Annotated in this window: 25 protein-coding genes, 2 pseudogenes and 1 riboswitch; of the genes and pseudogenes, 13 read left to right on the top strand and 14 right to left on the bottom strand. The window is 62.0% G+C overall.

All coding sequences use genetic code 11. From position 1 onward, the window contains the following. Positions 1-40 precede the first annotated feature (40 nt). The 3 genes from B5P46_RS19065 (at position 41) to B5P46_RS19050 (ending at position 3,236) form a co-directional block, all read left to right on the top strand. Complete coding sequence (locus tag B5P46_RS19065) at positions 41-754, top strand: DNA helicase (RefSeq protein WP_129420074.1); 714 nt, start codon at positions 41-43, stop codon at positions 752-754. Positions 755-837: 83 nt separating this feature from the next. Continuing rightward, a complete protein-coding gene (locus B5P46_RS19060) occupies positions 838-1,719 on the top strand; it encodes a transglutaminase-like domain-containing protein (protein WP_129420524.1) in 882 nt (293 codons plus the stop codon). Between the two features lie 494 nt (positions 1,720-2,213). Further along, complete coding sequence (locus B5P46_RS19050; RefSeq protein WP_129420523.1) at positions 2,214-3,236, top strand: LLM class flavin-dependent oxidoreductase; 1,023 nt, start codon at positions 2,214-2,216, stop codon at positions 3,234-3,236. 148 nt (positions 3,237-3,384) lie between these two features. Here B5P46_RS19050 and B5P46_RS19045 read toward each other — a convergent pair. Further along, positions 3,385-3,835 (bottom strand): annotated as a pseudogene (locus tag B5P46_RS19045) (ion channel). Beyond that, positions 3,832-4,938 carry an AI-2E family transporter gene (locus B5P46_RS19040; RefSeq protein WP_129420073.1) on the bottom strand — a complete coding sequence of 369 codons (1,107 nt, stop codon included), beginning with the start codon at positions 4,936-4,938 and terminating at the stop codon, positions 3,832-3,834. The pseudogene B5P46_RS19045 and the gene B5P46_RS19040 overlap by 4 nt, the downstream one beginning before the upstream one ends. Positions 4,939-5,118: 180 nt before the next feature. On the opposite strand from B5P46_RS19040, the pseudogene B5P46_RS34950 reads away from it, so the two are divergent. Continuing rightward, positions 5,119-5,232 (top strand): annotated as a pseudogene (locus B5P46_RS34950) (LLM class flavin-dependent oxidoreductase); the annotation flags it as partial. Between the two features lie 46 nt (positions 5,233-5,278). On the opposite strand, the gene B5P46_RS19035 reads toward B5P46_RS34950, so the two are convergent. Then, entirely contained in the window at positions 5,279-6,103 is an 825-nt protein-coding gene (locus tag B5P46_RS19035; protein WP_129420072.1) for a helix-turn-helix transcriptional regulator, read from the bottom strand. A gap of 97 nt (positions 6,104-6,200) precedes the next feature. On the opposite strand from B5P46_RS19035, the gene B5P46_RS19030 reads away from it, so the two are divergent. Together B5P46_RS19030 and B5P46_RS19025 are read left to right on the top strand one after the other, a co-directional pair. After that, a complete protein-coding gene (locus B5P46_RS19030) occupies positions 6,201-7,124 on the top strand; it encodes a phytanoyl-CoA dioxygenase family protein (RefSeq protein ID WP_129420071.1) in 924 nt (307 codons plus the stop codon). 296 nt (positions 7,125-7,420) lie between these two features. Further along, positions 7,421-8,320 (top strand): LysR family transcriptional regulator, encoded by a 900-nt coding sequence (locus B5P46_RS19025; protein WP_129420070.1) that lies wholly within the window; start codon positions 7,421-7,423, stop codon positions 8,318-8,320. A gap of 15 nt (positions 8,321-8,335) precedes the next feature. Here B5P46_RS19025 and B5P46_RS19020 read toward each other — a convergent pair whose 3' ends face one another. The 3 genes from B5P46_RS19020 to B5P46_RS19010 all read right to left on the bottom strand — a co-directional run bounded on the left by B5P46_RS19020 (position 8,336) and on the right by B5P46_RS19010 (position 11,389). After that, positions 8,336-9,562 (bottom strand): MFS transporter, encoded by a 1,227-nt coding sequence (locus B5P46_RS19020; RefSeq protein ID WP_129420069.1) that lies wholly within the window; start codon positions 9,560-9,562, stop codon positions 8,336-8,338. Next, on the bottom strand, positions 9,559-10,209 hold the full coding sequence (locus B5P46_RS19015; protein WP_129420068.1) for a winged helix-turn-helix domain-containing protein: 651 nt from the start codon (positions 10,207-10,209) through the stop codon (positions 9,559-9,561). Before B5P46_RS19015 ends, B5P46_RS19020 begins: the two co-directional genes overlap by 4 nt. Positions 10,210-10,282: 73 nt before the next feature. Beyond that, positions 10,283-11,389 (bottom strand): adenylate/guanylate cyclase domain-containing protein, encoded by a 1,107-nt coding sequence (locus tag B5P46_RS19010; RefSeq protein WP_129420067.1) that lies wholly within the window; start codon positions 11,387-11,389, stop codon positions 10,283-10,285. 253 nt (positions 11,390-11,642) lie between these two features. Between B5P46_RS19010 and B5P46_RS19005 the strand changes: the two genes are divergently transcribed. Beyond that, on the top strand, positions 11,643-11,867 hold the full coding sequence (locus B5P46_RS19005; RefSeq protein WP_025395166.1) for a hypothetical protein: 225 nt from the start codon (positions 11,643-11,645) through the stop codon (positions 11,865-11,867). A gap of 119 nt (positions 11,868-11,986) precedes the next feature. Here B5P46_RS19005 and B5P46_RS34945 read toward each other — a convergent pair whose 3' ends face one another. Both B5P46_RS34945 and B5P46_RS18995 read right to left on the bottom strand, forming a co-directional pair. Beyond that, positions 11,987-12,289, bottom strand: a complete 303-nt coding sequence (locus B5P46_RS34945; RefSeq protein ID WP_129420066.1) for a GCG_CRPN prefix-to-repeats domain-containing protein — start codon at positions 12,287-12,289, stop codon at positions 11,987-11,989. A gap of 184 nt (positions 12,290-12,473) precedes the next feature. Beyond that, a complete protein-coding gene (locus B5P46_RS18995; protein ID WP_129420065.1) occupies positions 12,474-12,920 on the bottom strand; it encodes an SRPBCC family protein in 447 nt (148 codons plus the stop codon). A gap of 246 nt (positions 12,921-13,166) precedes the next feature. Then, positions 13,167-13,309, top strand: a riboswitch (FMN riboswitch). 78 nt (positions 13,310-13,387) lie between these two features. On the opposite strand from B5P46_RS18995, the gene B5P46_RS18990 reads away from it, so the two are divergent. Together B5P46_RS18990 and B5P46_RS18985 are read left to right on the top strand one after the other, a co-directional pair. Continuing rightward, the gene (locus tag B5P46_RS18990) at positions 13,388-13,822 is read left to right on the top strand and encodes a 6,7-dimethyl-8-ribityllumazine synthase (protein ID WP_129420064.1); all 435 of its coding nucleotides are present in this window, start codon (positions 13,388-13,390) and stop codon (positions 13,820-13,822) included. A 260-nt stretch (positions 13,823-14,082) separates the two neighbouring features. Continuing rightward, positions 14,083-14,772: a VOC family protein gene (locus tag B5P46_RS18985; RefSeq protein ID WP_129420063.1), complete on the top strand. Its 690-nt coding sequence runs from the start codon at positions 14,083-14,085 to the stop codon at positions 14,770-14,772. A 293-nt stretch (positions 14,773-15,065) separates the two neighbouring features. On the opposite strand, the gene B5P46_RS18980 is transcribed toward B5P46_RS18985, so the two are convergent. Beyond that, positions 15,066-15,599, bottom strand: a complete 534-nt coding sequence (locus B5P46_RS18980) for a cytochrome b (RefSeq protein WP_129420062.1) — start codon at positions 15,597-15,599, stop codon at positions 15,066-15,068. After that, positions 15,580-16,056 (bottom strand): MarR family winged helix-turn-helix transcriptional regulator, encoded by a 477-nt coding sequence (locus tag B5P46_RS18975; protein ID WP_129420061.1) that lies wholly within the window; start codon positions 16,054-16,056, stop codon positions 15,580-15,582. The genes B5P46_RS18980 and B5P46_RS18975 overlap by 20 nt, the downstream gene beginning before the upstream one ends. Positions 16,057-16,154: 98 nt before the next feature. Between B5P46_RS18975 and B5P46_RS18970 the strand changes: the two genes are divergently transcribed. Beyond that, complete coding sequence (locus B5P46_RS18970; RefSeq protein ID WP_171603037.1) at positions 16,155-16,523, top strand: antibiotic biosynthesis monooxygenase family protein; 369 nt, start codon at positions 16,155-16,157, stop codon at positions 16,521-16,523. Positions 16,524-16,645: 122 nt separating this feature from the next. Here B5P46_RS18970 and B5P46_RS18965 read toward each other — a convergent pair whose 3' ends face one another. Beyond that, on the bottom strand, positions 16,646-17,530 hold the full coding sequence (locus tag B5P46_RS18965; protein ID WP_129420059.1) for a LysR family transcriptional regulator: 885 nt from the start codon (positions 17,528-17,530) through the stop codon (positions 16,646-16,648). Between the two features lie 123 nt (positions 17,531-17,653). Here B5P46_RS18965 and ampC point away from each other — a divergent pair, with 123 nt between their 5' ends. Continuing rightward, a complete protein-coding gene (gene ampC / locus B5P46_RS18960) occupies positions 17,654-18,811 on the top strand; it encodes a class C beta-lactamase (protein ID WP_129420058.1) in 1,158 nt (385 codons plus the stop codon). Positions 18,812-18,919: 108 nt separating this feature from the next. Here the strand turns inward: ampC and B5P46_RS18955 are convergent, their stop codons facing one another. Then, entirely contained in the window at positions 18,920-19,696 is a 777-nt protein-coding gene (locus B5P46_RS18955; RefSeq protein WP_129420057.1) for a DUF1194 domain-containing protein, read from the bottom strand. 113 nt (positions 19,697-19,809) lie between these two features. Continuing rightward, positions 19,810-20,712 carry a LysR family transcriptional regulator gene (locus B5P46_RS18950; RefSeq protein WP_129420056.1) on the bottom strand — a complete coding sequence of 301 codons (903 nt, stop codon included), beginning with the start codon at positions 20,710-20,712 and terminating at the stop codon, positions 19,810-19,812. 194 nt (positions 20,713-20,906) lie between these two features. On the opposite strand from B5P46_RS18950, the gene B5P46_RS18945 reads away from it, so the two are divergent. Both B5P46_RS18945 and B5P46_RS18940 read left to right on the top strand, forming a co-directional pair. Then, positions 20,907-21,632: an SDR family NAD(P)-dependent oxidoreductase gene (locus B5P46_RS18945; protein WP_129420055.1), complete on the top strand. Its 726-nt coding sequence runs from the start codon at positions 20,907-20,909 to the stop codon at positions 21,630-21,632. Beyond that, complete coding sequence (locus tag B5P46_RS18940; RefSeq protein ID WP_129420054.1) at positions 21,626-22,111, top strand: RidA family protein; 486 nt, start codon at positions 21,626-21,628, stop codon at positions 22,109-22,111. The genes B5P46_RS18945 and B5P46_RS18940 overlap by 7 nt, the downstream gene beginning before the upstream one ends. Before the next feature lie 338 nt (positions 22,112-22,449). Here the strand turns inward: B5P46_RS18940 and B5P46_RS18935 are convergent, their stop codons facing one another. Next, positions 22,450-22,989, bottom strand: a complete 540-nt coding sequence (locus tag B5P46_RS18935; RefSeq protein WP_129420053.1) for a Pycsar system effector family protein — start codon at positions 22,987-22,989, stop codon at positions 22,450-22,452. Between the last annotated feature and the right edge of the window lie 90 nt (positions 22,990-23,079).

Here is a 23,079-nt window from a genome sequence, read left to right as displayed (position 1 = left end):
GGAGGGATTGCGGAAACCGCTCGCAATAGGAGGTTTATGAATGAAGATGTCTGCGCCACTCTATCACCTCAAGCGTAAAGCCAAGGCGTTGTCGCGCGCCGAGGACATACCGCTGCACCAGGCACTCGACCGCATAGCCCAAATCGAGGGATACAGCGGCTGGAGCCTGCTCGCGGCAAAAGCCTCGACGGAAGCGCCCGCCGGCAAGCTGTTTGCGCACTTACTGCCCGGCGACCTCCTGCTCGTCGGCGCCCGGCCCGGCCACGGCAAGACCCTGCTAGGCCTCGAACTCGCCGTCGAGGCGATGAAGTCGGGCCATCCCGGCGTGTTCTTCTCGCTGGAATACACCGAAAAGGACGTTCACGACCGCTTCCGCGCCATCGGCGTCGACCGGGCGCAATTCGAACACCTGTTCGAATTCGACGGCTCCGACGCCATCAGCTCAGCCTACATCGCCGAGAGACTGGCGTCCGCACCGCGCGGCACGCTCGTCGTCATCGACTATCTTCAGCTGCTCGACCAGAAGCGGGAGAACCCCGAACTCTCCGTCCAGGTCCGCACTCTAAAGGCTTTCGCCCGCGAGCGCGGCCTGATCGTGGTCTTCATCTCCCAGATCGACCGATCCTACGAGCGATCGCAAAGGCCCCTGCCTGATATCGCCGATATCAGGCTGCCGAACCCGCTCGACTTGAAACTGTTCGACAAGACGTGCTTCCTGAACAACGGCCAGGTGGCGTTTCAGGCTGCGCGGTAGGGCTTGCCTGATGCCACTCGCGAGCCTCACGCATGGCTCGCGAGCGCTTGCCCTGCTGCGGCAGATTTATCATACTGCCCGGCATGAGCGGATATGAGAGCCCTGTCGATTTCTACACGCGCCCCGGCCAGATGACATCGGCCGGGCCGCATGCCCCCGCCCTTGCAGCGCTCAAGGGCGTCGAAACCGTTGCTGCGGCCGTGCAAGGCGCGCTGCTGCATGAAGCCTGGGCTCCGCGCTACAATCAGCCGCTCACCCCGGCGCGAAGGGCGCAGTCACACACGCGGCCGGCGCGAGAGATACTCGATACGATCATGGAGATCGATCCCGCCCCGCTCGACATCCCACGCCCACCGGAGAAGCGCAGTATCGGCGTGTGCCGCCATTTCACCGTTCTAGCCTGCGCGGCACTCAAGACCCAGGGCGTCCCGGCACGTGCCCGCTGCGGCTTCGGCATGTATTTCGAGGCCGGCAAGGGCATCGATCACTGGATCGCCGAATATTGGGACGGAGCGCGCTGGGTGTCCGCGGACTTCCAGATCGACGATCTCCAGCGCGCTGCCTTGAAACTCGATTTTGATCCCCTCGACCAGCCGCCGGGCAAATTCCTCAGCGCCGGCGAAACCTGGCAGCGCTGCCGCGCCGGCGCCGCCGACCCCGGCAAATTCGGGATCTTCGACGAGTCTGGTTTCTGGTTCATTGCCATGAACCTCGTGCGCGACTTCGCCGCGCTCAACAACATGGAGATGCTTCCCTGGGACAATTGGGGAGCGATGCCGCAGCCCGAGGAAGAAATATCTCCGGATGGCTTGGCGCGCTTCGATCGTCTCGCCGCGCTGACGGTCGACGTAAACCAACGCTTCGGCGAGCTGCAGGCCCTCTACCAGGACGATACCGGGCTGCGCGTGCCGGCGCAGGTCTTCAACGGCGTGCGGCAGCAGATGGAGAATGTTGGCGGCACGTGATCGCGGTGGGGGTGACGCGCTTTCATCAGTCCGGCCAGGCCCCCATCCAGCGTTCGGCGCGCCACTCCGCCATGTGGCGGAAAATGTAGCACGACCGTCACCCCACCTCATCAAGCCAGTTCAGCCCAGGGCCGGCATCTCATTGGACTCGCCGCGCCGCTTGCCAAAGCTGGAAGGGATGACCAAGGTAGCGGCTTGGCTCCCTCTTCTCCCCAACGGGGAGAAGGTGGCCCGAAGGGTCGGATGAGGGGGCGACACGGCACTACGCCATTGATTGTACTTCGCTTTCGCTCAGTACATTCGCGGTTCCCGCTCACCCCCTCAACCGCCTGCCGGCACCTTCTCCCCGCTGGGGAGAAGAGACTCGTAGCAGCGCCTCGATCCCTTGATCCGATGCCGCCACACCGCACCCACCCAACTCCGATTGTCTTCCGCCCCAAAACTGTGCCATGACCCATCGACCCCAGACACAACGGATCAAGGTGCGCATCGGCATGAAGAAGATCGGTTTCCTCTCGTTCGGGCACTGGACGCCCTCACCCCAATCGCAGACGCGCTCCGCCGGCGATGCGCTGCTGCAGTCGATCGAGCTTGCGGTGGCGGCCGAAGAACTCGGGGCTGACGGGGCGTATTTTCGCGTGCATCATTTCGCCCGACAGCTGGCCGCACCCTTCCCGCTGCTATCAGCCGTCGGTGCCCGAACCAACCGAATTGAGATCGGCACCGCCGTCATCGATATGCGCTACGAGAACCCGCTTTATATGGCCGAGGATGCCGGTGCGGCCGACCTCATTGCCGGCGGCCGCCTGCAGCTCGGCATCAGCCGCGGTTCGCCCGAACAGGTGATCGATGGCTGGCGCCATTTCGGCTATGCCCCGCCCGAAGGCCAGAGCGAGGCCGACATGGCCCGCCACCATGCCGAAGTCTTTCTCGAAGTGCTCCGCGGCGAAGGGTTTGCCAAGCCGAACCCACGGCCGATGTTTCCCAATCCGCCCGGCCTCTTGCGCCTCGAGCCGCATTCCGAGGGTCTGCGCGAGCGGATCTGGTGGGGCGCAAGTTCCAACACCACCGCCGTCTGGGCAGCCAAGCTCGGCATGAACCTGCAGAGTTCGACGCTGAAGGACGACGAGACGGGCGAGCCGTTCCACGTCCAGCAGGCCGACCAGATCCGAGCATACCGCGCGGCGTGGAAAGAAGCCGGCCACACGCGCCAGCCGCGCATCTCGGTCAGCCGCAGCATCTTCGCGCTGGTCGACGACCGCGACCGCGCCTATTTTGGCTACGGCAACGACGGTGAGGACAAGATCGGCTTCATCGACGAGAAGACCCGGGCAATCTTCGGCCGCAGCTACGCTGCCGAGCCTGATGCCCTGATTAAGCAGCTCGCCGAAGACGAGGCGATCGCCGAGGCGGACACGCTGCTGCTCACCGTCCCCAACCAGCTCGGCGTCGATTACAATGCCCACGTCATCGAAGCGATCCTGACCCACGTCGCGCCTGCGATGGGTTGGCGCTAGCGCATCGGCCCGAAAATCGGAATCGATTTTCGGAAAGCACGATGCGTAGATTCAAAGCGTTAGAGCGTCCTTTGTGCGTCCGAAAGGACGCACGGCGCACTAATGTCCCTTCCGGGCAAGCCGTCTTCGTCGGCCAGGCTCCAGCGCTCTACGGCTCATGCGCGGTTCGATTTTTCCGCAGTCAATTTCCCCGTGGCGTGCTGGATGGCCGAGAAAAACAGGGCCGTCGTGATCCCGAACATCATCAGCCCATTGGCTGCCTGCAGCGGCCCAAGCAGCCGGATACGGCCGTCAAGCACCACGTCGCCATAGCCAAGTGACGTGAAGGTGACGCCCGAAAAATACATTGCCGTTTCGAAGTCCTCGAAGGCGCCGAGCGCGCGATATAACAGCGCCCAAAAAACGACTTGGAAGATATTGCCCAGCATGAGCACGATCATCAGAACTGAGAATTGCAGGAAGATCGTCCGCCAGGGCTTTCGGCCCATCGGTTGCGCGCGCGCGTGAGCAAAATAACGCGCGGCCAACGCTGAAGCCAGTGCCTGCAGTGCGAGGCACACCGACATTGCAAGCAGGCCGAGGCCGATAACCGTGATCATGGGGCCGGACCTTCGATCTGGGGGCCGTCCTCGACCGGACGCTTATGCAACCATTCCATCAGCAACACGAAGCCGACGGCGAGCAGCACGGGGCCTACAAATATACCAAGAAGGCCGTCGGCCAGCATCCCTCCGATGACACCGACCAAAATGACCGGCATCGGCACGTCCGATCCACGGCCGAGCATCAATGGTTTGAGAAAATTGTCGCTCAGCCCGGCGACGAAGGACCATATGGCGAAGACGATTGCCGGTGTCGTTGCCTCCGTGGCGAAGACATAGGCCATGACGGGCAACGTCAGCAGCAGCGGCGGTATCTGCACGACTGCCAAGAGAAACGTTACGAGCGTCAGAATACCGGCGGCCGGAACGCCGATGGCGAAGAAGCCAACGCCGACGAGCAGCGACTGGATCACCGCCACCCCGACCACGCCGACTGCCACGCCCCGGATCGTTGTGGCGGTCAGATGGATGAGCCGGGCGCCCCGCGCCTTGCTGTTGGTGACGAGCTCCAGCAGACTGAGGGCGAATGCCGCAGCACCCCTCGCATAAGCGACAAGCACGGCGGCGATCGCGATGGAAAGAACGAAGGACAGCCCGCCGGCGGCGAGGCCTCCAGCGAAAGATGCAAGCCACGCGGCAGGCTTGCTCAGCATCTGGCCGTATTGACGGAGCGCCGAGGGTAGGTTGGCGACAGTGAGCGACCAGCCCTCCGAGAGCTTCGCCCCGACGACCGGCAGTTCGGCAAGCCACGTTGGAGGCGGCGGAATTGTCAGGCTGTGGTTCTGCAAGCCGGAAACGAGCCAATAAATCGAAGATCCAAGCGATGTGACGACGACGAACATGGGCACCAGCACGACGGCAACGCCGACCATCCCGATCAGAAATGCCGACCAGCGATTGCCGAGCCGGCCCGACAGGCGCAGATGCAAGGGATGAAGCATGACCGCCAGGATCACCGACCAAAGCAGAATACCCAGGAAGGGCAATATGATCCTGGCGCAGACATAGACCAGAAGGGCGACGAGTCCCAATTGAACCGCTGCATGGACGATGGACGGTCTCGACGGCGCAAGATCGGCGTTCGATACGCTGGACGTCATTTTCCCCTCCCGGTCCGAAACCTCCGCAAACGAGCGAAGCCGGACGTTCACGAATCGGACAACGAAACCTTCCACCCGGTATCGGGCCTGCACTGAATGGTGCGGCGAAAATTTTGCCTAGGCGATGAAAGACCGTCTCCAACCCTCCGTCATCATACATGACTTCGTGAACACGGGATACGCCAGCCGCGCGTCTCGGTCTGCCGCAGCATCTTCGCGCCGGTCGACGACAGCGACCGCGCCTGTTTCGCCTGCGGCAACGACGATGGCGACAAGATCGGCTTCATCGATGAGACATTGCCCCGGCGCTCGGCTGGCGCTGACGCCAGTTGCCGGACTGTCAAACCCGCGGATACCTCGCGCGGAATTCGCGAGGACTGCAGCCTTCGCGTTCGTGAAAAACACGCGAAAAATAAAACGGATCATCCAGGCCGATCATGGCGGCCACCGTTTCGATCTTTTCGTCGGTGGTTGCCAGTAGCTGTTTGGCATGGTCCATGCGCGCCCGAAGCTGAAATGCCTTGGGAGGCAATCCGGTTTCGAGCGTGAACCGCCTGCGCAGCGTGGCCGGAGACATGCCGTGCTCGGCGGCAAAGGCTGCGAGGTCCAACGGTTGCATCGCCCGCCGCCGTAGCGTTTCCACGATTTTCGCCATGTCGGGCTTCTCCTGGGGTCGATCGACCGCGCCGCTTGCCTGTCTGGCGACTGATATGACGATGCGATGCAGCATCGATGCCGCCGACGCCTGCCCGAGATTGGTATCGTCAAGCAGATCGGCATGAAGCTTGCCGAAAAGACGCACCACCTCATCGAGATGATGCAGGGCGACGACGGGATGGCGCTCGGCGATGATCCTCAGCCTCACGAAGTCCCGCATGAAAGATCCTTCGAAAAGCGCCCAGCGCTCGTCCCAGCCGCCTGCGTCGGGGCCATAGGAATGCACACGGTTGGGAAACAGCCAGAACAGTGCAGGTCCGGTCAGGCTCATGCGGCCGGTGGCGGCAGTTTCCAGCCAGCCCTGCCCGCGCTCCACCAGCACGACGGCGAAACTCGGTAGTTTCCGGTCCGTCACCGCACGGCGGGCATGCTGCCTGCCGCTGCCGGTGACTGCCAGTCCGCCGGCCGCGCCGAGCGGCGTTCTATAGATGGCTTCGGTGTCTCTCATGGTGAGCGAAAAGTCCAGCTATGAATTTCCTCTATGTCGGTTGGCATGCCGGATCAGGTAATTGATGACAAGCCAACTCAAGCGACGGAGGAGTGAAATGTCAATTGCTGCGGAGGTCATACAAGCTCGCAAGATGGAATTTCCTCTTGCCGCAAATGGCAGAACCTTGCCTGCGGAGCGAACGGGCTGGCTCACGCCGACCGATCCCGGCATCGGTGTCGACGCCATCCGTCGCCGCTACCAGGATGATGGCTATGTCTGGCTGAAAGGCCTTCTGCCGCGAGCCGATGTCATCGATTTCCGCCGCTGGGTTTTCGAACGCCTCGCCGAAACCGGACTGGTCGAGCCCGGTAGCGATTTTTCTCTGGGCTTGGCGTCTGCCGGTGGCTTCGACAGGAGCCTGGCGGACCGGCGCCTGATGTCGCTCGTCCGTTCAGCCGCCTATGAAGGCTTTTGCGCGCAACCGCCGCTCGCCCGCTTCATGGACGATTTCCTGCAGGGCATCTCCTATCTGCACAAGCGCAAGCTCATGCGTTTCGTCCAACCGGGATCGCCGACGGCCACGCCCGCCCACTATGATCTCGTCTATCTCCGCGGTGGCACCAGCCGCCTGGTGACAGCCTGGATTCCAATCGGCGACATCCCCACCGAGATGGGCGGCCTGGTTTACCTCGAAGGCTCGCACGCGCTGGGCGTCAGGATGGAAGCCGAGTTCCAGGCCGCAAGCGGCGATCTTTCTGCGGAAGAGCGGATCAATGCCTATAACAGCCACATGGCGGAAGGCGGCTGGGTCTCGAAGGATCTCCCTGATATGGCGGAGCGCTTCGACACCCGCTGGCTCGCCGCCGATTATGAGGCCGGTGACGTGGTGCTCCACTCGCCCTACATGATCCACGCCTCGACCACCAATCAGGACCGCAGCCGGCGGCTGCGCCTCTCCACCGACATAAGATATCAGAATGTCGACGACGAGATCGACGTCCGATGGAACAACCACTGGAGCCTCGGTGATATGCTGTAGTCCGGCTTTCCAGGGCCTATTCGGCAGAACCCCGATCATCTGACCTCGATGTGCCAGCCGCGCGTTAGCCGGCATTGGCGGCCATGTTTTCCTTCCTGTTTGTCGTACCCCGGCCACCCTTGTTGACCGGCGACCGGTGCGATGGCTGCTATTAGCAGCTTGTTTGAGGAAGGCATGTCGACACAGAAGCGAGGCGGTCGGACCTTACTGCCGCGTTGGACGTTGATGCTCGGAACCTTGAATCGATCCCATGACTAAACGACTTATGGCTGTAACCGAACCGCTCGAGTTGCCTGATGCCACGTACGAACCTGAACGATATTCTGATCTTCATGGCCGTCGTCGATGCCGGAAGCTTTATCGCCGGCGGCCAGGCCATGGGCCTGTCGCGTTCGGCGGCAGGCAAGGCCGTCACCCGTCTGGAAGACCGGCTCGGCGCGCGCCTGCTCAACCGCACGACGAGGACGTTGAGCCTGACCGACGAAGGTCGGATGTTTTACGAGCGCGGGCTGCAGATCCTGGTATCGGTCGACGAGGCGGAAGCGAGCGTAGCGGGGCAGAACAGCACGCCGCGAGGCGTTCTCCGGCTTACCGTTCCCGATGCTTTCGGGCGGCTCGTCGTGCTGCCTTTGCTTGAAAAATATCTGCGGGCCTGGCCCGACATCCAGGTCGAGGTCAGCTTCACCGATCGCCTGGCCGACATTGTCGAGGAGGGCTTCGATCTGGCGATCCGGCTCGGCGCGACGGCGACGGACACCCGCCTGGTCTCACGCGTGATCGCGACCTATAAGGCGCGGCTCTGCGCCTCGCCGTCCTACCTTGCTGAGCGCGGCGAGCCGCGCGATATCGACGATCTCGCGGTCCACGACTGCCTGATCTTCGCCGGCCGCAATCAAAGGCAGGGCTGGCGCTTTCGCGGGGAAGGCGGTTCCTGGATCAAGGCGCAGGGCCGCAGCCGACTAAGGCTCGACAGCGGAGAGGCGATCCGCGACGCCGCCTTGGCGGGGCTGGGCATTGCACTGCTTCCCGATTTTCTCGTCATCGACGATCTCGCCGCCGGCCGCCTCCGGCAGATCCTGGCCGACTTCGAAACCGACGACGCAAAGATCGTCACCCTCTATCCCGACAAGCGCCTGCTGGAACCACGTGTCCGCCGCTTCATCGATCTGATCGTCGAAGAGCTTGGGCGCGGCTAGCTAGAGCTGGACGCTTCAGGCGAGGCCCCTGTCAAACCCGCGAAAGCTCTTCAGCGCCAGCGGCGCAAGCGTTGCCGCGAGATAGGCAATCCCCATCAGGAACAGCGCCGCGGCAAGGCCGAACGTGCTGATCAGCGCGCCGCCGGCGAGGCCGCCGAAAGGGATGAGGGCGAAGCAGAGGGCGGTGTTCAATGCTGTGACGCGACCAGTCAGCGGCTTAGGGATGCGCTCGAAGATGACGGCCGACAGGATTGGGTTGAGGAAGCCCGACGCGAATCCTGCGATGGCGAGCGTCGCAAAGACGAGGCCGATGGGCGCGTCCAGCGCCGGAACGAGAAAACGCGGAAAACCGGTCAGGAGGAAGGCCACCGTATAGACCATCAATCGCGGCATGCGCTCGCCGATCGCCGCGGCAATCGCCGCACCTGCGATCGAGGCGCCGGCGAAGGCGGCGAACATCGCACCGAGCAGCTCCGGGCCATGGCCGGCATCCCGTGTCCAGACCGGCAGCAGCACGGCATGATAGGCCTGGTCGAAGAGATTGGTAACCGCCACCATGGCGACGATACTGACGAGCACGGCATCGCCGCGCAGAAAGCGCCAGCCTTCGCGCAGATCCTCGATATAGGAAGCCCGTTCGACCGGTCGAGTTTCGGGCGCAGGCGTGCGTCGCGTCCCGGGTATCCCCGCGGCAACGATCAGCGCGGCCGCGGCGAAGGTGGCGGCATTGACGAGCAGCGCCTGGCCGGGGCCGATCAGCCCGATCAAAGCGCCGGCGCCGGCCGCACCCGCCGTCGAGGCCAGCCGCTCGATGGCGCTCGCAACGCCGGTCACTCGTTCAAGCGGTACATTGGCGAGTGTGGCGATATCGGGAACCATCGTCTGCTTGGCCGCATCGGAGGGGCCGCGCAGCACGCCCATGGCAAAGACGAGCGGCAGCAGCACCGGCATGCCGAGCATGCCGAAGAGATCGAGAAGCGGCACCAGAGCGACCACGAGCACCGAGGCGGTGTCGCAGATGATGGCGATGCTCTTGGCGCCGGCGCGGTCGATCAGCGGTCCGCCGAGCGCCTTGGCGATGACATAGGGCAGCATCTCCATCATTGCCGTCAGGCCTGTCAGCACCGGGCTGCCCGTCGTGCTCAGCACCAGCCAGGGAATTGCGATCGTCGAAAGCCGCGTGCCGGAGAGCGAGAATGTCTCCGCAGCCGCGAGCGCCAGGAACGGCCCGCGCCGTCTCATTGCTTATCCTCCCCTTCGCGATGCGGAACGCGGCCCGGATAGGGAAAGGCGTGCAACATGACATAGAAGGGAACCATGCCGGATTCCTGCGACGCCGCCTCCCCGAGCGACGGGGCCGCCCGCATCGCCTCCAGGATGATGTCGCGCAGCCGTTTCGTCAGGGCCTCGGCCTGTGCCGCCGTCATCGGGATGATGATGTCGTCGGCAGCCGTCGCCTTGCGCCATTCAGCCGGCAGCTCGGCATATTCCTCCAGCGCCTGCTGCATCTGGCCGACCTGCAGCGAGAGTGCGGCCTGGTTGAAGGCGATGTCGAGATCGAGCGCTTCCCCTTCGGCTTCACTTGGCGGCACCGAGGTCAGCTCATGGCTGGCGCGCCACCAGCGGTCGCGCCGCGAGGCATGCGGCGCCTCCTCGATGAAGCCGTACTGGGCAAGCTGGCGCAGATGATAGCTCGTCGCGCCGCTGTTCAGGCCGAGCCGCGCGGCAAGCTGCGTCGCCGTGGCAGGCCCATCGATCCTCAGCATGCCGAGCATGCGCAGTCGGACAGGATGCGTCAGCGCTTTCAGCGCGGTCGGATCGGGCACGACCCGGCTGAGGGTGCGGGGTGCGGTGACTGAGTGAGCAGGCTGCGGGCGCGGATTTTTCATGCCGGCAGCCTACTATTGCAAAGATATCTTTGCAAATCTTTCTTTGCATAAATGCAGGCACCCTGCGCGCGGCTCAGTCCTCCGGCAGGGTGAAGACCGCGCAAGGCTGGGCAATGCCGCGCAAGCTGTGCTCTCCGAGCGGCACGAGCACCGTCGCCGTATTCGCTGCAACCGCGCCCGAGATCAGCACGCTTCGGCCGAGCGGCTTGCACAGCCCTTCCAGCCGGCTGACGAGATTGACGGCGGGCCCGATGGCGGTAAAGTCCAGCCGGTCGGCTGCGCCGATATTGCCCCACAGGATCTCGCCGAAATGCAGCGCCGCGCCGAAGGGCAGCGGCGCCAGCCCCTGCGCCTGGCGTATCTGGTCGAGATGGACCATGCCGGCACGGCTGGCAGCAACCGCCCTGAGGGCTGCCTCGCAGGCTTCCCGGTCACCGTGGCCCACCCTTCCCGCGTCATCGGAAGCGCCCATGACCGGAAAGATCGCCAGCACGCCGTCGCCCATGAATTTCAGCACCTCGCCGCCGAAGGCGTGCACCGCGCCTGCGACGCGGTCGAACCATGCGTCGAGCGTCGCGATCATCGCGTGCGGCTCCGTCACCTCCGAAAGCGCGGTGAAATCGCGCAGGTCTGCGCAGAGAAGAGCCGCACGTATGGTCTCGCCGGTGCCGCGGGCAAGCTCGCCGGCCTGCACCCGGGCGGCACTACGCCGGCCGAGATAGGCTTCGAGCAGGGCTGCCCGCGCCTCCCGCGCCTCGAGCGCTGCGAGCGGTGCGGCGGCAAAACGCGCGACCTCGCGCAGCCGGTCGGCTTCGGCCGGAGCGAATGCGCCGGCCCCTGCCCGGTTGTCGATACCCGCCCAGCCGAGCATCGGACTATCCTGCGAAGGCCCTATTCGCTCCTCCCATACCGGCCCGAGCCCGGTCAGCCAGTCGCGCCCGGCCTCGCTCTGCGGAGCCGCGGCAAAGGCCAGCGCTTCGATGACAGCACCGGTTTCGGCCCGCCACAACCAGGTGCGCCTCGCAATGATCGGATGCGGCACCGAAAGCGTCAGCGTGCCGCCGGAAAGCGGCAGTCCGTCGGCCAGCAGCCGGCGCCCGAGCTCGGCCAGAAACCGTTCGGGACCGGGCGAGGCTCCGGCCTCGTCAACCAGCCAGGCAAGGGGAGACGGCAAATCCATACCGTGATCATGGCATGCCCTCCCCTGCAGCCGCAAGGACATCGCCGGGGTGTCGGCAAACCGACATCCCACACGTCCGTCGGGACACCGAGCAGCCTGTCGGCTCGAGGGCGTCCGCCCGCAGACGGCCGACATTAAAGCACGCCTCTCGAAAACCATTCACCGCGGTGGAAAAAGAAAAATAGACACTTTAAACTTGCGCGGCTTTGATTCCATTATAAGGTCGTTCGTCATCGTGTGATTGAGGGGTGCGATGGGTACGATATTCTGGCCGAAAGATCCGCTGGATGGGAATGACATGACGCTGCTGACGTCGATCCTTCGGCGATGGTGCGCACGCTACGAGATCGAGTTTACGGCAGACGAGAGCAAGCTGAAAGCGAAAGAACTCGTCGAATGGTTCGAATTCGGCGTCAAGGATCCTGTCGAGCTCGAAGAGCTCATTGACGGCAAGCACTGGCTCGTCAGCACGATTTGATCATATCGACCAATCGATACGAGCTGCCGGTCAGCGTCGGCAAACCTGTTTCATCAGAAAAGGCCGGGCGAAAATCGCTCCGGCCGTCATCCATCTACATCTCATCAAAACCTTAAGCATCAATCCCGCCAACGGCGGTCGCGATCCCAGCGCCTCTCATGGCGCCATCGCGGGCCATCCCAATCCCGGTGACGCCGCTCCCAGCCCCAGCGAGGAGGACCACCGTAGAAAGCTACCGGCGGTGGGCGGCGCCAGTTTCGCCGGCATTCGCCCCAGCGCGTCAGATGCCAGCCGCGACCGCACGCGTAGTCGACCGTTGTGATATTGCTCTGGACATTGATTGTCCCAATCGGCATCGCCTGCGCTGTGCCGAACGAGAGGCTGCCAGCGAGCAAGGCAGCCGCGATAGAAAGTGCCTTCATCGAGAACTCCATTTCAATCCAGCCGTCCACACCTTATGACCGCCAAATTGAACTGGAGATGAACTGCGCGTTCATGTTTGCGGGAGAAAAAGAAACGCTTCCGCACGGCCGCTCTGAGCGCTCGCTGACCGCTGTTGTCGCTACGGCAAGCGCTTCAGAGACGTTCCGCTGCCCGCAAAATTGTTCATGTCCTGCCGTAAAAAGGGTCGGGACCCGGATCACCCCCGGCGGCGACCTCGGTCAGCCGTCCGAGATAATGTGTCCAGCCCTCCGCATGGCCGGCGCATTGCTCGGCGCTCGGCAGGCCGCTATGGGTGAGCCGCAACAGCGTTCCGCCTCCCTGCTCGATCAGATCGATCTCGACCAGGCTCGACCCCGGCGGCACCACCTCGCTGCCGTCCCAGCCGAAGCTGTAGGCAAGGCGATGAACCGGCACCACCTCACGAAACGAGCCCCGCGCAAAGCGGGCGCCGGTGACGTTGACGAGATAAAGCCCGCCGGGCTGCGGCTCGACCTGCGCCTCCGTTCCCATCCAGCGCAGGATCTTTTCCGGGTCGGTCATCAACGCGAACACCGCGGCCGGCGGCGCCGCGATATGCGCCTCGCGGCGGACGACGAAGGGGTCTTGCATCTCGCTCTCCCATGGTTGCCACGGCCCTGCCCGCCGCGGATAGAGACGGTGCATCCTGTCCTGCCGTGCTATTCTGACGTGAATGTCCTCACTCATAGCATGTAGGCGCAAGCCCATCCTCCGCAAGAGGGCTTGCCCGTCGCGATTGACCAACAAACGAAATCGCCGCGTTTGGAGCCCCAATCCTGCATTAGCCGCGAAACATTTCAACCTATTGCCAGCCCGTCACCTTCCCCCTATTGTTCGCGCCGTTCTCAGGGCGGGGTGCAAGTCCCTACCGGCGGTATGCAATTTTTATTGCGAGCCCGCGAGCGCCTTCTCCGGAAGGGTCAGCAGATCAGGTGAGATGCCTGAGCCGACGGTCATAGTCCGGATGAAAGAGAACGTGCGTTCCTGCCGCCCTTGCGGCTGTCGGGAACGTTCGTGATCGCCTTGGGTGATGTGTCTGTTCGCCAAAGGAGATTACTGTGACACCCACCCGCTATGCCTTCGTCAAAGCCAGCTGGCACGCCGACATCGTCGATCGCGCCCTTGATGGCTTCCATCAGCTTATTCCGCTCGAGCAGGTCGATGTGTTCGATGTTCCCGGCGCATTCGAGATGCCGCTGCTGTCGCGCGATCTTGCGGCAACCGGACGCTATGCCGCTGTCGTTGCCGCCGCCTTCGTCGTCGACGGCGGAATCTACCGCCACGAATTCGTCGCCCAGGCCGTCGTCGATGGGCTGATGCGCGCCGGCATGGATACCGGTGTGCCGGTGCTGTCGGTTTCGCTGACGCCGCATCAGTATCAGGAAACCGAGCACCATAAGCAGATTTACCGCGCACATTTCGTCGAGAAAGGGCGCGAGGCAGCAAAGGCGGCTCTGACGATCGGCAAAACCCGCGCCGCTCTCGCCGCGTAGGAACTTCCCGCACGCCGGCTCGAAGAGCCGCAGGACGACAGACGAAGGTGGCGGGGAACAGGCCCCGCCGCCTTCGGATCGAGATGACCTTTACCAACCCGCGCGGATCGAGAGCGACGCGCCTTGCGTCGTAGCGGAATCCGCCAACACCGGCCAAATCAGACAGAATAATTGATTCGACGGCCTCACCGCGCTGTGGTCCACTGGCCACCGACATGTATCGCCATTCTTAACGCATCCAAAACCCCAAGGAGCTGAAGATGAGCAATGCACTGCGCAGCGAAACCCCCATTGAGACCCCGAGAACACAGCCCGTCGACACCAAGCTCGAGGTGGTCGTCATCCCCGTTTCCGACGTCGATCGCGCCAAACGTTTTTACGACGGCCTGGGCTGGCGGCTCGACGCCGACTTCGCCAATGATGCCGATTTCCGTGTGATCCAGTTTACCCCTCCCGGCTCCGGCTGCGCGATCATCTTCGGCAAGAACGTCACCGCCGCAGCCCCCGGCTCCGCCCAGGGGCTCTATCTTATCGTCTCCGACATCGAGGCCGCCCGCCGCGATCTCATCGCCCGCGGCGTCGAGGTGAGCGAAGTGTTCCATGACGCGGCCGGCGTCTATGCCGGCAAGGACGAACCCTATCTGTTCGGGCGGCTCCGCATTGCCGGCCGCGATCCCGATCACCGCAGCTATCGCTCCTTTGCCTCCTTCAAGGATCCCGATGGCAACGGCTGGCTGTTCCAGGAAGTCACCACGCGCCTGCCGGGGCGCATCGACGCCGACGGGACGACATTCACCAACTCAACCGATCTCGCGTCAGCCATGCGCCGTGCGGCGACCGCGCACGGTGAACACGAGAAGCGAAACGGCGGCAAACACGACGAGAACTGGCCGGACTGGTACGCCGAATACATGGTCAGCGAACAGGCCGGCAAGCAGTTGCCCTTATAGGCAAGGGCGGCGGCATCACGCAGACGGTGACATCATTTGAGAGGCGTCTCGGCGGCAACGGCGCGGCGCTTCATCGCGCCTTCTTGGTGCACAGCGGTCACCATACCGTCGAGCCGGTCCTGGTGACCGTTGATCGTGACCGTTGATCGTCGAATTGGGCGTGGCACTGGCCAGCTCCTTGCCGGCTTGGCGATCTGCGCCTCCTGAGTCAGGCCCGAACGCGGCCGCCCGAAAGATCTTCGAGAAGCCAAACATCAGACATCGAGCCACTAGAGGTCGACGGCGGCGGGATCTCAGCCGCCATACCACATCCGCCGCAGCAGGTGATCGCCGCGGACGAACTGGTGATATAGCGCGGCACCGGCATGGAAGACCAGCAGGCCGACAAGCAGGAAGGCGCCGAACCCATGCGGGCCACGCGGAGGATAGGCGGTGAAATCAGGCAGCGTGGCGCCGGCTGCGCCGAAGACGGCGGGAGCAGCACCGCTGAGGATCATCATTCCGATGCCGCTGGCAACCATGCCGAGAATGAAAATGTAGAAGGCGACGTGGACAAAACCCGCCAGCCGCTCCTGCCAGCGAGGCAATGCCTGCACCGGCGCAGGCTTGCGATCGAAACGCCACCACCAGACAATGCGAAGAGCCGTTAGAAGCAGGACGACGATCGCCATCGGAATGTGGAAACGCAACAGCCCGGCCTTGGTCGCGGCGTCCATGGCGTTGGCAGCCCGGAAGCCGGAGCCGAGCAGTGCCAGGATCAGAACCGCACTCAGCCAGTGGATCGAGACCGCTATTGCGCCATAGCGATCAGGCCTGCTCTTCAACATCTCCATGTCCTTCCAGTTTGCTGCGCAGCGCCTTCATGACGGCATGTGTGGTTTTGAGATCCTCGACCTGAAGCCCTTCCGAGAGCATGTCGACCCAGGGTGCCTGCAGGTGCATGGCGGTTTCATATGCCTGTTTTCCTTTGTCCGTCAGCACGACGAGCTGTGCCCGTCGGTGGTGCGGATTGGGCTGGAACGCCAGAAGTCCTTCCTTCCCCAGATCGTTGACGATGCGCTGGACGTTCTGGCGGTTGGCCCCCATGTCGCGCGCCAGCCATGCGACCGGTTGTGGCCGGCCTGCTGTGACGACGGTGCCGAGGACATGCCAGCGGGCGCTCGTCAGGCCGAGCCCGTCGACGAGCTTGTCGCCCGCGTTGATCATCCGGTTATTGAGCCGGAAGAGATCTAGAATGAGGTCGGTCAAAGCTGTTCCGGCCGGGGTCCGTTTGGGTTCGTGCATTTGTCACCATATATCTATATTGACATCATAGTGTCAAATTGAATATGTATCCGTATTACCAGATTGACATCATGTAACCAAATCAGATGGAGTCGACCATGTCGCTCATGCGCCCGATGGACCCTGCCTTCCCGATCGATCGCCAAATCGCGATCGATGCCTCCGCGATCGTCCTCATCAACCTCTTCACGCTCGACAAGGCCGACGAGCAGGCCTTCCTTGATGCCTGGCAGGCCGATGCGGCCTTCATGAAACGGCAGCCTGGCTTCATCTCGACCCAGATGCATCGCGCCATCGGCGAAAGTCCTGCTTATCTCAATTATGCCGTCTGGGAATCGACCGCCGACTTCCGGGCGGCATTCTCGCATCCGGAGTTTCGGGCGAAGCTCTCGGCCTATCCGTCCTCGGCGGTCGCCTCCCCGCATCTCTTCCAGAAGGTCGCCGTGCCGGGCATCTGTGTGGCGTAAGCAAAGCGGCGGTGGTGGAGCATGACGGAAGAGTTCCCTTACCCAAGGGGCTGAAGGGCAGAACCCTGACGCCCAGTCCTTGAGCGTCGGGATGATCTCGGCCTCCGGCTCGCCGGAAGCCGTCATTGCGATGCGGGAGACATCTGCGACGTCATCCAATCGGAAAATGCGAGCATGGCTGCTGTTGGCGGCCTCGATTGCAGTCGGGTCAGCCAGTAGCTCCCCAACGATATGGTCGTAGGAAAAGGTTGTTTTATAGCCCCCGATGACAGATGCCTGGAAAACATCGACGGCGGCGCCAGAGCGATCCCCAGTCCTTGCAGGGCGGCCTCCATCATCGCCAGGGAAGAGTCGAAGACGATACCGGCGTTTATCTGTGCCGCCGGCGGAACGTTCGCTGCGGCAAACCAGGTGCTCCATTCGTCCGCCCTGTAGCTCCGCAAAAGCGTCGCCTCGACCAGGTCTGCAGGCGACCTTAAACGCTCGGCCAATTTGGGCGTGCACAGGGGAGAGAGCGGAGCGTCGAACAGGCGCAGCGCCTGAGTGCCGTGCCAGGAACCGCTGCCGAATCGAATGGCAAAGTCCAGTCCCTCGGCCGCCATATCGACGCGATTATTGTTTGTCGAAACGCGCACATCGATGAACGGGTGCTGCCGTTGAAAATCCGAAAGCCGTGGCAACAACCAGCCGACGGCAAACGTTCCGACCACGCCCAGAAACAGCAATTCCCGCACCTGCCCGGCTTCAATCCGGTCCAGCGTGATCGCCATCTGATCGAAGGAATTGGTCAGAGTCGGCAAAAGAGCTTCGCCTTCTGCGGTGATTTTCAAGCCTCTTGGGAGACGTTGAAAAAGGGCAGCCCCCAATCGCTTCTCCAGGCTTTTGACCTGCTGGCTTACAGCGGCCTGGGTAACGCAAAGCTCGATCGCGGCACGGGTGAAGCTGAGATGCCTTGCCGATGCCTCGAAGGCCCTCAAGCCATTTAAAGGGAGGAATTGCCGAACCATCTTAGCCCTAGATTTTCTTGGATCTCCTCCGAGATATCATCGTTTGCTGCCGCAAAACAGTGTCGTTAAATGCCGTCCTCATGCGCCTTTGCGCTGATGAAGCTGCTCTTAGAGGATGAAGAAATGAAGCGTGATTGGATAGGAATTCTATCGGCCGCATTGGTCTCGACATGCATTTCCACAAGTGGCTTTGCGGCTGACGAGTTGAAACTGAAAGCGATCTCGGACGCCGCGATAAAACCAATCATGGATAAATACGGCATTCCGGGCATGGCCGTTGCCATCACCGCTGACGGACGGAATCACATCTTCAACTACGGCGTCGAGTCGAAGGACACAGGCAGGCCCGTCACCCCGGCGACCATGTTCGAACTGGGATCGATCAGCAAAACGTTTACAGTCACCCTTACATCCTACGCGGACGTGACCGGCCGACTTTCGCTGTCGGACAAGGCAAGCAAATATCTTCCGTCGATGAAGGGAAGGCCCTTCGGCGATGTCGTCCTGATGGATTTGGGCACGCACACGGCTGGTGGATTTCCGCTGCAAGTTCCCGATGAAGTCAAAACCGAAAAGCAGCTGATGGAGTATTTCGCAACCTGGAAACCCTCATATGCCGCCGGAACGCACCGAGCATACGCCAATCCAAGCATCGGCGTGCTCGGATATTTAACGGCAAAAAGCATGGGCAAAGATTTCGCAGCTCTTATGGAAGACCAGTTGTTTCCCTCCCTTGGATTGAAAAGCACGTTTATTGATGTGCCGAAATCGCGGATGGCCGACTATGCCCAAGGCTACAAGCGAAGCGGTGAGCCGGCTCGGATGACACCCGCCACTCTTTCGTCCGAGGCCTATGGAGTGAAATCCACAGCAAGCGACACGATCCGGTTCATCGACGCTAACATGGGTCTGGTCGAGCTGGACGAGAAGCTCCAGCAGGCGATCAATAATACGCATAGGGGATACTTCGATGCCGGCGCAATGACCCAAGACCTTATTTGGGAGCAGTATTCCTATCCCGCGACGCTGACGACGTTGATGGACAACAATTCCAGCGCGATGCTGAAGACCATTCCCGTCAAGCAACTGACGCCGGCAATGGAACCCCGCGACGATGTATGGATCAATAAAACCGGCTCAACGAATGGTTTCGGCGCATATGTCGCGTTCATCCCGAAAGAGCGAGTCGGCATCGTCATCTTGGCCAATAAAAACTATCCCAACGAGGATCGCGTCTCTGCCGCTTACCAGATACTGACTGATATAACTTCGGCGCGCTAACCCGGTAGAGCATGATGCCGAAAAGTGTGCGCGGTTTTCGGACGACATCATGCTCTAACAGGATTGAGATTTTGGGCCGACCCGGCCTAAAATCATCCTGTTCTGGCATCAGCGGTCGAAGATGTCCCGCCACTGCTTCTCACCGATCAGGCAGTCGGTGCCCGTCTCGGCGCCGGCTGTTTTCTGCACCGTCGCCGCCGGGGAAATGCCGCTGATCTCCAGCACCAGCTTGCGGCGCACGGCAACGGCGAAATCCTCTATTTTGCGGACCGGCAGCACAAAGGCGCCGGGACCGCCGATCACGCAATCCGCATAATATTTGTCGAGCCCGTTGGGCGCATCGGATGGCCGCAGCATGATGGCGAGGCCATTGATGATCATGCCGGCTTCTATCGCCTTGTCGCGGGCGGGGGTGACGGGATCGCCGGAATTGTTCGGCCCATCGCCGGAGACATCGATCACCTGCCGCCTGGACTGAAACGGACTGGAAACGATCATGCTGGCGCCCTGGGCGATTGCGGTGGAGATCGATGTGCGCCGCTGCGTGGCAATCGGCCGGGCTTCAAGTTTATCGGCAAAAGCAATTGCATCCTCTTCCGTCTCGATCACCTGCCAGTCGATGACGGAATCCTGGACGACATAACCTGCCCATTCGAAATAGCTGATGGCGATGCGGCCGGTCAGGCCGCCCTTTACCGCGTCGATGAATTCCTTGTGTTTGAGCGCTTCGACATAACCTTCGCGCTGGATGCCGATCTCCTCGAAGTCCATTGACCGCGAAGTGTCGACGGCAAGCACGAGGGTCACATCGACCTCGCTTCCCGCCGCTTGCGCGATGGAGACGAGGCCGGAAAGAACCATAAGCACCGCAAGTGTCGTCAGCATTGGCAATCCAATCCCTGCGCCATCCAAGCCAGCGAACTCTAACACAGCTTGGCCGAGGGAGGACGCTCGCCCACGCGCACGGCTTCAATTTTCGGTGATGGAATCGGAAGCCTTCAATGCAAGGGAAGCCACAAGGGGGTCTTCCATGCTTTCAACGCCTCGAGAAAGACCTGCAATCGGGCGGGCAGGAAGCGGCGCGTGGGATAGACGGCGTGCACGAAAATTTCCTCGGACGACCAGTCCGGCAGCAGGCGGACGAGTTCGCCTTTTTTGATCTGTTCGTCGCAATAAGTCGAAGGCAGCAGGCCGATGCCATGTCCGCGATAGGTGAAGGCGCTCACCGCATCGAAATCCCGGCTCGATACCGGCCCCGACACATGCAGGCGAACCGATTTGCGACCGTTCACGAGATGCCATTCTGCCTCGCCGTTGCGGCCGTTCAAGAGCACGCACTGATGGTCCTTCAGCTCTTCGGGCTTGGTGGGAGGCACCCTGCCCTTCAGATAATCCGGTGCGGCGACCAGATAGCGCACGCTCTTGCCGAGCCGCTGCGCCACGATGGAGGAATCCTTAAGTTCGCCGAAGCGGATGCCGAGATCGACATTCTCGGCGATCAGATCGAGAAACAGGTTGGTGACGAAGAGATCGATCTGGATATTGGGATAGGTCTTTAGGAAGGATGAGATGAATTCGTAGAAGACCTCCTGCCCGAAGATGACAGGCACCGAGATCTTCAGCAGACCTTCCGGTTTTCTCTGTGTCTCGGTGAGCGCCTGCTCGGCGTCGAGGAGATGGGCGAGCGGTTCGCTGCACCTGTCGTAATAGGCCCGGCCCTGCGCGGTCAGGCTCAGTTTGCGGGTCGTCCGCTGCATGAGCGTCACGCCGAGCTGCTCCTCCAGCGACGTCACCTTCCGGCTGACGGTCGATACCGGCATGCCGAGGGAAAGGGCAGCACGGCTGAAGCTGCCATACTGCGCCACCTTCACGAAAACGGCGATGTCGTTCAGATCGGCCATGCGCTAATTTTTGCATGAATGCAAAAGAGAATCCAGATATTTCCATCTAATCGGGTAATGGAGTTTTCGCCATATTCACCTTGCGAAAACAACCACAACCGGATGGAGGCGCATTCGCAGCAGCCCCATCTCGAGCGACCCCGCCTTTGCAACCGCAAGGCCCGCGTTGCCCGAACCAGATTATGGAGATCAGCATGACTACGAGAAAAACGGTCATCGTCACGGGTGCCTCCCAGGGTATCGGAGCCGGCCTCGTCAATGCCTTCATCGAGCGCGGCTACAATGTCGTCGCTACCTCGCGCCAGGTCAGCGCCTCGAAGGCTTTCCAAGCCTCGGACAGGCTGGCGCTCGTCGATGGCGACATCGGCGATGCCGAAACCGCAGCGCGGGTGGCAAGGACCGCAATCGATCGCTTCGGCTCGATCGACGCGCTCGTCAACAATGCCGGCATTTTTCTAGCCAAGCCATTCGTCGAGTTCACGATGGCCGACTTCCAGAAATTGTCCTCGACCAATCTCGAAGGCTTCATCCACCTGACCCAACAGGTCGTCAGGCAGATGCTCGTGCAGAAAACGGGCGGCAGCGTCGTCAGTATCACCACCCCATTGACCGATCATCCGATCGCCGGTTTCTCCGCCTCAGTCTCGATGATGACAAAGGGCGGTATCAACGCCATCTCCAAGAACCTGGCGATGGAATATGCGAACGAGGCAATTCGCTTCAATATCGTTGCTCCCGGTGTCGTGGATACGCCGTTGCACAAGGACAATCCGAAGGACTTCCTGAGGACGCTGTCGCCGATGGCAGGCATTTCCAACGTCGAGGAGATCGTCGATGCCGTCGTCTTCCTCACCGAAGCGCCGCGCGTAACCGGGGAGGTGCTGCACGTCGACGGCGGCGCACATCTGGGCAAATGGTAGACCATGCGAAAGCTGAGGCAGCCGGCGCGGAACGGCGGCTGCAGGAACTCGGCATCACGCTTCCCCCGCCGCCGACACCCTTCGGGGCCTATGTCGAAGCGACAAGGACCGGCAATCTGGTCTTTTTCAGCGGAATGCTGCCCGTCGTCGGCCATGAGCCCCGCTATATCGGCCGCGTCGGCGGTGCTTTGACGGTCGAAGACGGCAGGAAGGCCGCCGAAACGGCAACGCTGAGCGCGCTCGCAGCCGCCAAAGACTATCTGGGCTCGCTGGACAGCGTCGTCAGGGTCGTCAAGCTCGGCGTCTACATCGCGACCGAAGGCGATTTCCGCGACCATCCGAAGGTTGCGGATGGAGCATCCGAAATGCTGCTCCAGGTCTTCGGCGAGGAAAAACTCTCCGGCCGCGTCGTCCTCGGCGTCGCTAGCCTGCCTTTAGGTGTGCCGATCAAACTTGAACTTGTCCTCGAAGTCGGCTGAAAGCAGCACTGCTCCCCTTCTCCCCAGCGGGGAGAAGGTGGCCCGAAGGGTCGGAAGGGGGCCGCACGGCACGACATTTATTGCCCTTCGCTGACGCTCAGCGCATTCGCGACTTTGCCGCTCACCCCCTCATCTGCCTGCCGGCATCTTCTCCCCGCTGGGGAGAAGCGGGCTCGTGGCAGCGTCTCGCCTATCCGGAAGCGTGGAAGCGACGGTGAACGCTTCCCCCGCCTCCCCGGCGCGGAAGGTGCCGGCAGGCAGATGAAAGGGGGTGAGGAGTGCCAGCGACGAACGCCTTGAGCGGCAAGCGAAGGCAAATGAGGGTGTTAACAACGCCGTCACACCGCCACCAACAGCAGCACATAGGCGATCACACTCACCATCAGCCCGCGGAATGCAAAGGTGACGCAGCGGTATTTACTGCGGGCGATGGCGGAGAGGGTGTTGGCATTTTCGAGGTACTGATCGAAGAGGTAGCGCTCGTCGCGGCGAAGGGCGGCCTCGAAAAACATGTCGCGATGATCGGGCCAGGCGCCCCAGAATAGCGAGGTGGAGGTGCCGAGACGCCGCGGCAGCACAACAAGAATCGCCGACAGGATCGAGAAGACTGAGGCTGCCGCAAGCAGGCCTGAGAACAGCATGCTGCCCGGCGTGCCGCCGGTGTAACGCGTCAGGCTGAACACGGCCCTCACTTCGCTGGAGCTCACCAGAAAGGCGAGCATGAAAGTAAAAATATAGGCGGCCTTCTGGTCGGATATCTTGATCTGGTCATAAAATATGTCGTTGATTTTCTTGATATGGTCGAAGTACTCGGCACCGATGTCCCCACTCGACGGCTTGCTCAGCATAACCTCGGTCGCATTTTCGAATTCGCTCACGTGAATACTCCACCCCTAAAGTGTTTCCCTGATATTACACTTTGCGACGAAAGCAAGAACACGTGTGCAGCGCGCTTGACTTTTCCACTC

This window comes from Rhizobium leguminosarum (assembly GCF_004123835.1).
GTDB lineage: Bacteria > Pseudomonadota > Alphaproteobacteria > Rhizobiales > Rhizobiaceae > Rhizobium > Rhizobium leguminosarum_M.
This window is presented reverse-complemented; position numbering and strand designations above follow the sequence as displayed.

Coding starts and splice junctions, on each gene's coding strand:
- B5P46_RS18965 (WP_129420059.1), bottom strand. CDS start 17,530: ATGGTTCGGCAATTCCTCCCTTTAAATGGCTTGAGGGCCTTCGAGGCA.
- B5P46_RS19005 (WP_025395166.1), top strand. CDS start 11,643: ATGGGTACGATATTCTGGCCGAAAGATCCGCTGGATGGGAATGACATG.
- B5P46_RS18945 (WP_129420055.1), top strand. CDS start 20,907: ATGACTACGAGAAAAACGGTCATCGTCACGGGTGCCTCCCAGGGTATC.
- B5P46_RS19015 (WP_129420068.1), bottom strand. CDS start 10,209: ATGAAAAATCCGCGCCCGCAGCCTGCTCACTCAGTCACCGCACCCCGC.
- B5P46_RS19010 (WP_129420067.1), bottom strand. CDS start 11,389: ATGGATTTGCCGTCTCCCCTTGCCTGGCTGGTTGACGAGGCCGGAGCC.
- B5P46_RS19025 (WP_129420070.1), top strand. CDS start 7,421: ATGCCACGTACGAACCTGAACGATATTCTGATCTTCATGGCCGTCGTC.
- B5P46_RS19065 (WP_129420074.1), top strand. CDS start 41: ATGAAGATGTCTGCGCCACTCTATCACCTCAAGCGTAAAGCCAAGGCG.
- B5P46_RS18975 (WP_129420061.1), bottom strand. CDS start 16,056: ATGCACGAACCCAAACGGACCCCGGCCGGAACAGCTTTGACCGACCTC.
- B5P46_RS19020 (WP_129420069.1), bottom strand. CDS start 9,562: ATGAGACGGCGCGGGCCGTTCCTGGCGCTCGCGGCTGCGGAGACATTC.
- B5P46_RS18955 (WP_129420057.1), bottom strand. CDS start 19,696: ATGCTGACGACACTTGCGGTGCTTATGGTTCTTTCCGGCCTCGTCTCC.
- B5P46_RS19050 (WP_129420523.1), top strand. CDS start 2,214: ATGAAGAAGATCGGTTTCCTCTCGTTCGGGCACTGGACGCCCTCACCC.
- B5P46_RS18970 (WP_171603037.1), top strand. CDS start 16,155: ATGTCGCTCATGCGCCCGATGGACCCTGCCTTCCCGATCGATCGCCAA.
- B5P46_RS18995 (WP_129420065.1), bottom strand. CDS start 12,920: ATGCAAGACCCCTTCGTCGTCCGCCGCGAGGCGCATATCGCGGCGCCG.
- B5P46_RS18950 (WP_129420056.1), bottom strand. CDS start 20,712: ATGGCCGATCTGAACGACATCGCCGTTTTCGTGAAGGTGGCGCAGTAT.
- B5P46_RS19035 (WP_129420072.1), bottom strand. CDS start 6,103: ATGAGAGACACCGAAGCCATCTATAGAACGCCGCTCGGCGCGGCCGGC.
- B5P46_RS19060 (WP_129420524.1), top strand. CDS start 838: ATGAGCGGATATGAGAGCCCTGTCGATTTCTACACGCGCCCCGGCCAG.
- B5P46_RS18980 (WP_129420062.1), bottom strand. CDS start 15,599: ATGTTGAAGAGCAGGCCTGATCGCTATGGCGCAATAGCGGTCTCGATC.
- B5P46_RS19040 (WP_129420073.1), bottom strand. CDS start 4,938: ATGACGTCCAGCGTATCGAACGCCGATCTTGCGCCGTCGAGACCGTCC.
- B5P46_RS34945 (WP_129420066.1), bottom strand. CDS start 12,289: ATGAAGGCACTTTCTATCGCGGCTGCCTTGCTCGCTGGCAGCCTCTCG.
- ampC (WP_129420058.1), top strand. CDS start 17,654: ATGAAGCGTGATTGGATAGGAATTCTATCGGCCGCATTGGTCTCGACA.
- B5P46_RS18940 (WP_129420054.1), top strand. CDS start 21,626: ATGGTAGACCATGCGAAAGCTGAGGCAGCCGGCGCGGAACGGCGGCTG.
- B5P46_RS18985 (WP_129420063.1), top strand. CDS start 14,083: ATGAGCAATGCACTGCGCAGCGAAACCCCCATTGAGACCCCGAGAACA.
- B5P46_RS19030 (WP_129420071.1), top strand. CDS start 6,201: ATGTCAATTGCTGCGGAGGTCATACAAGCTCGCAAGATGGAATTTCCT.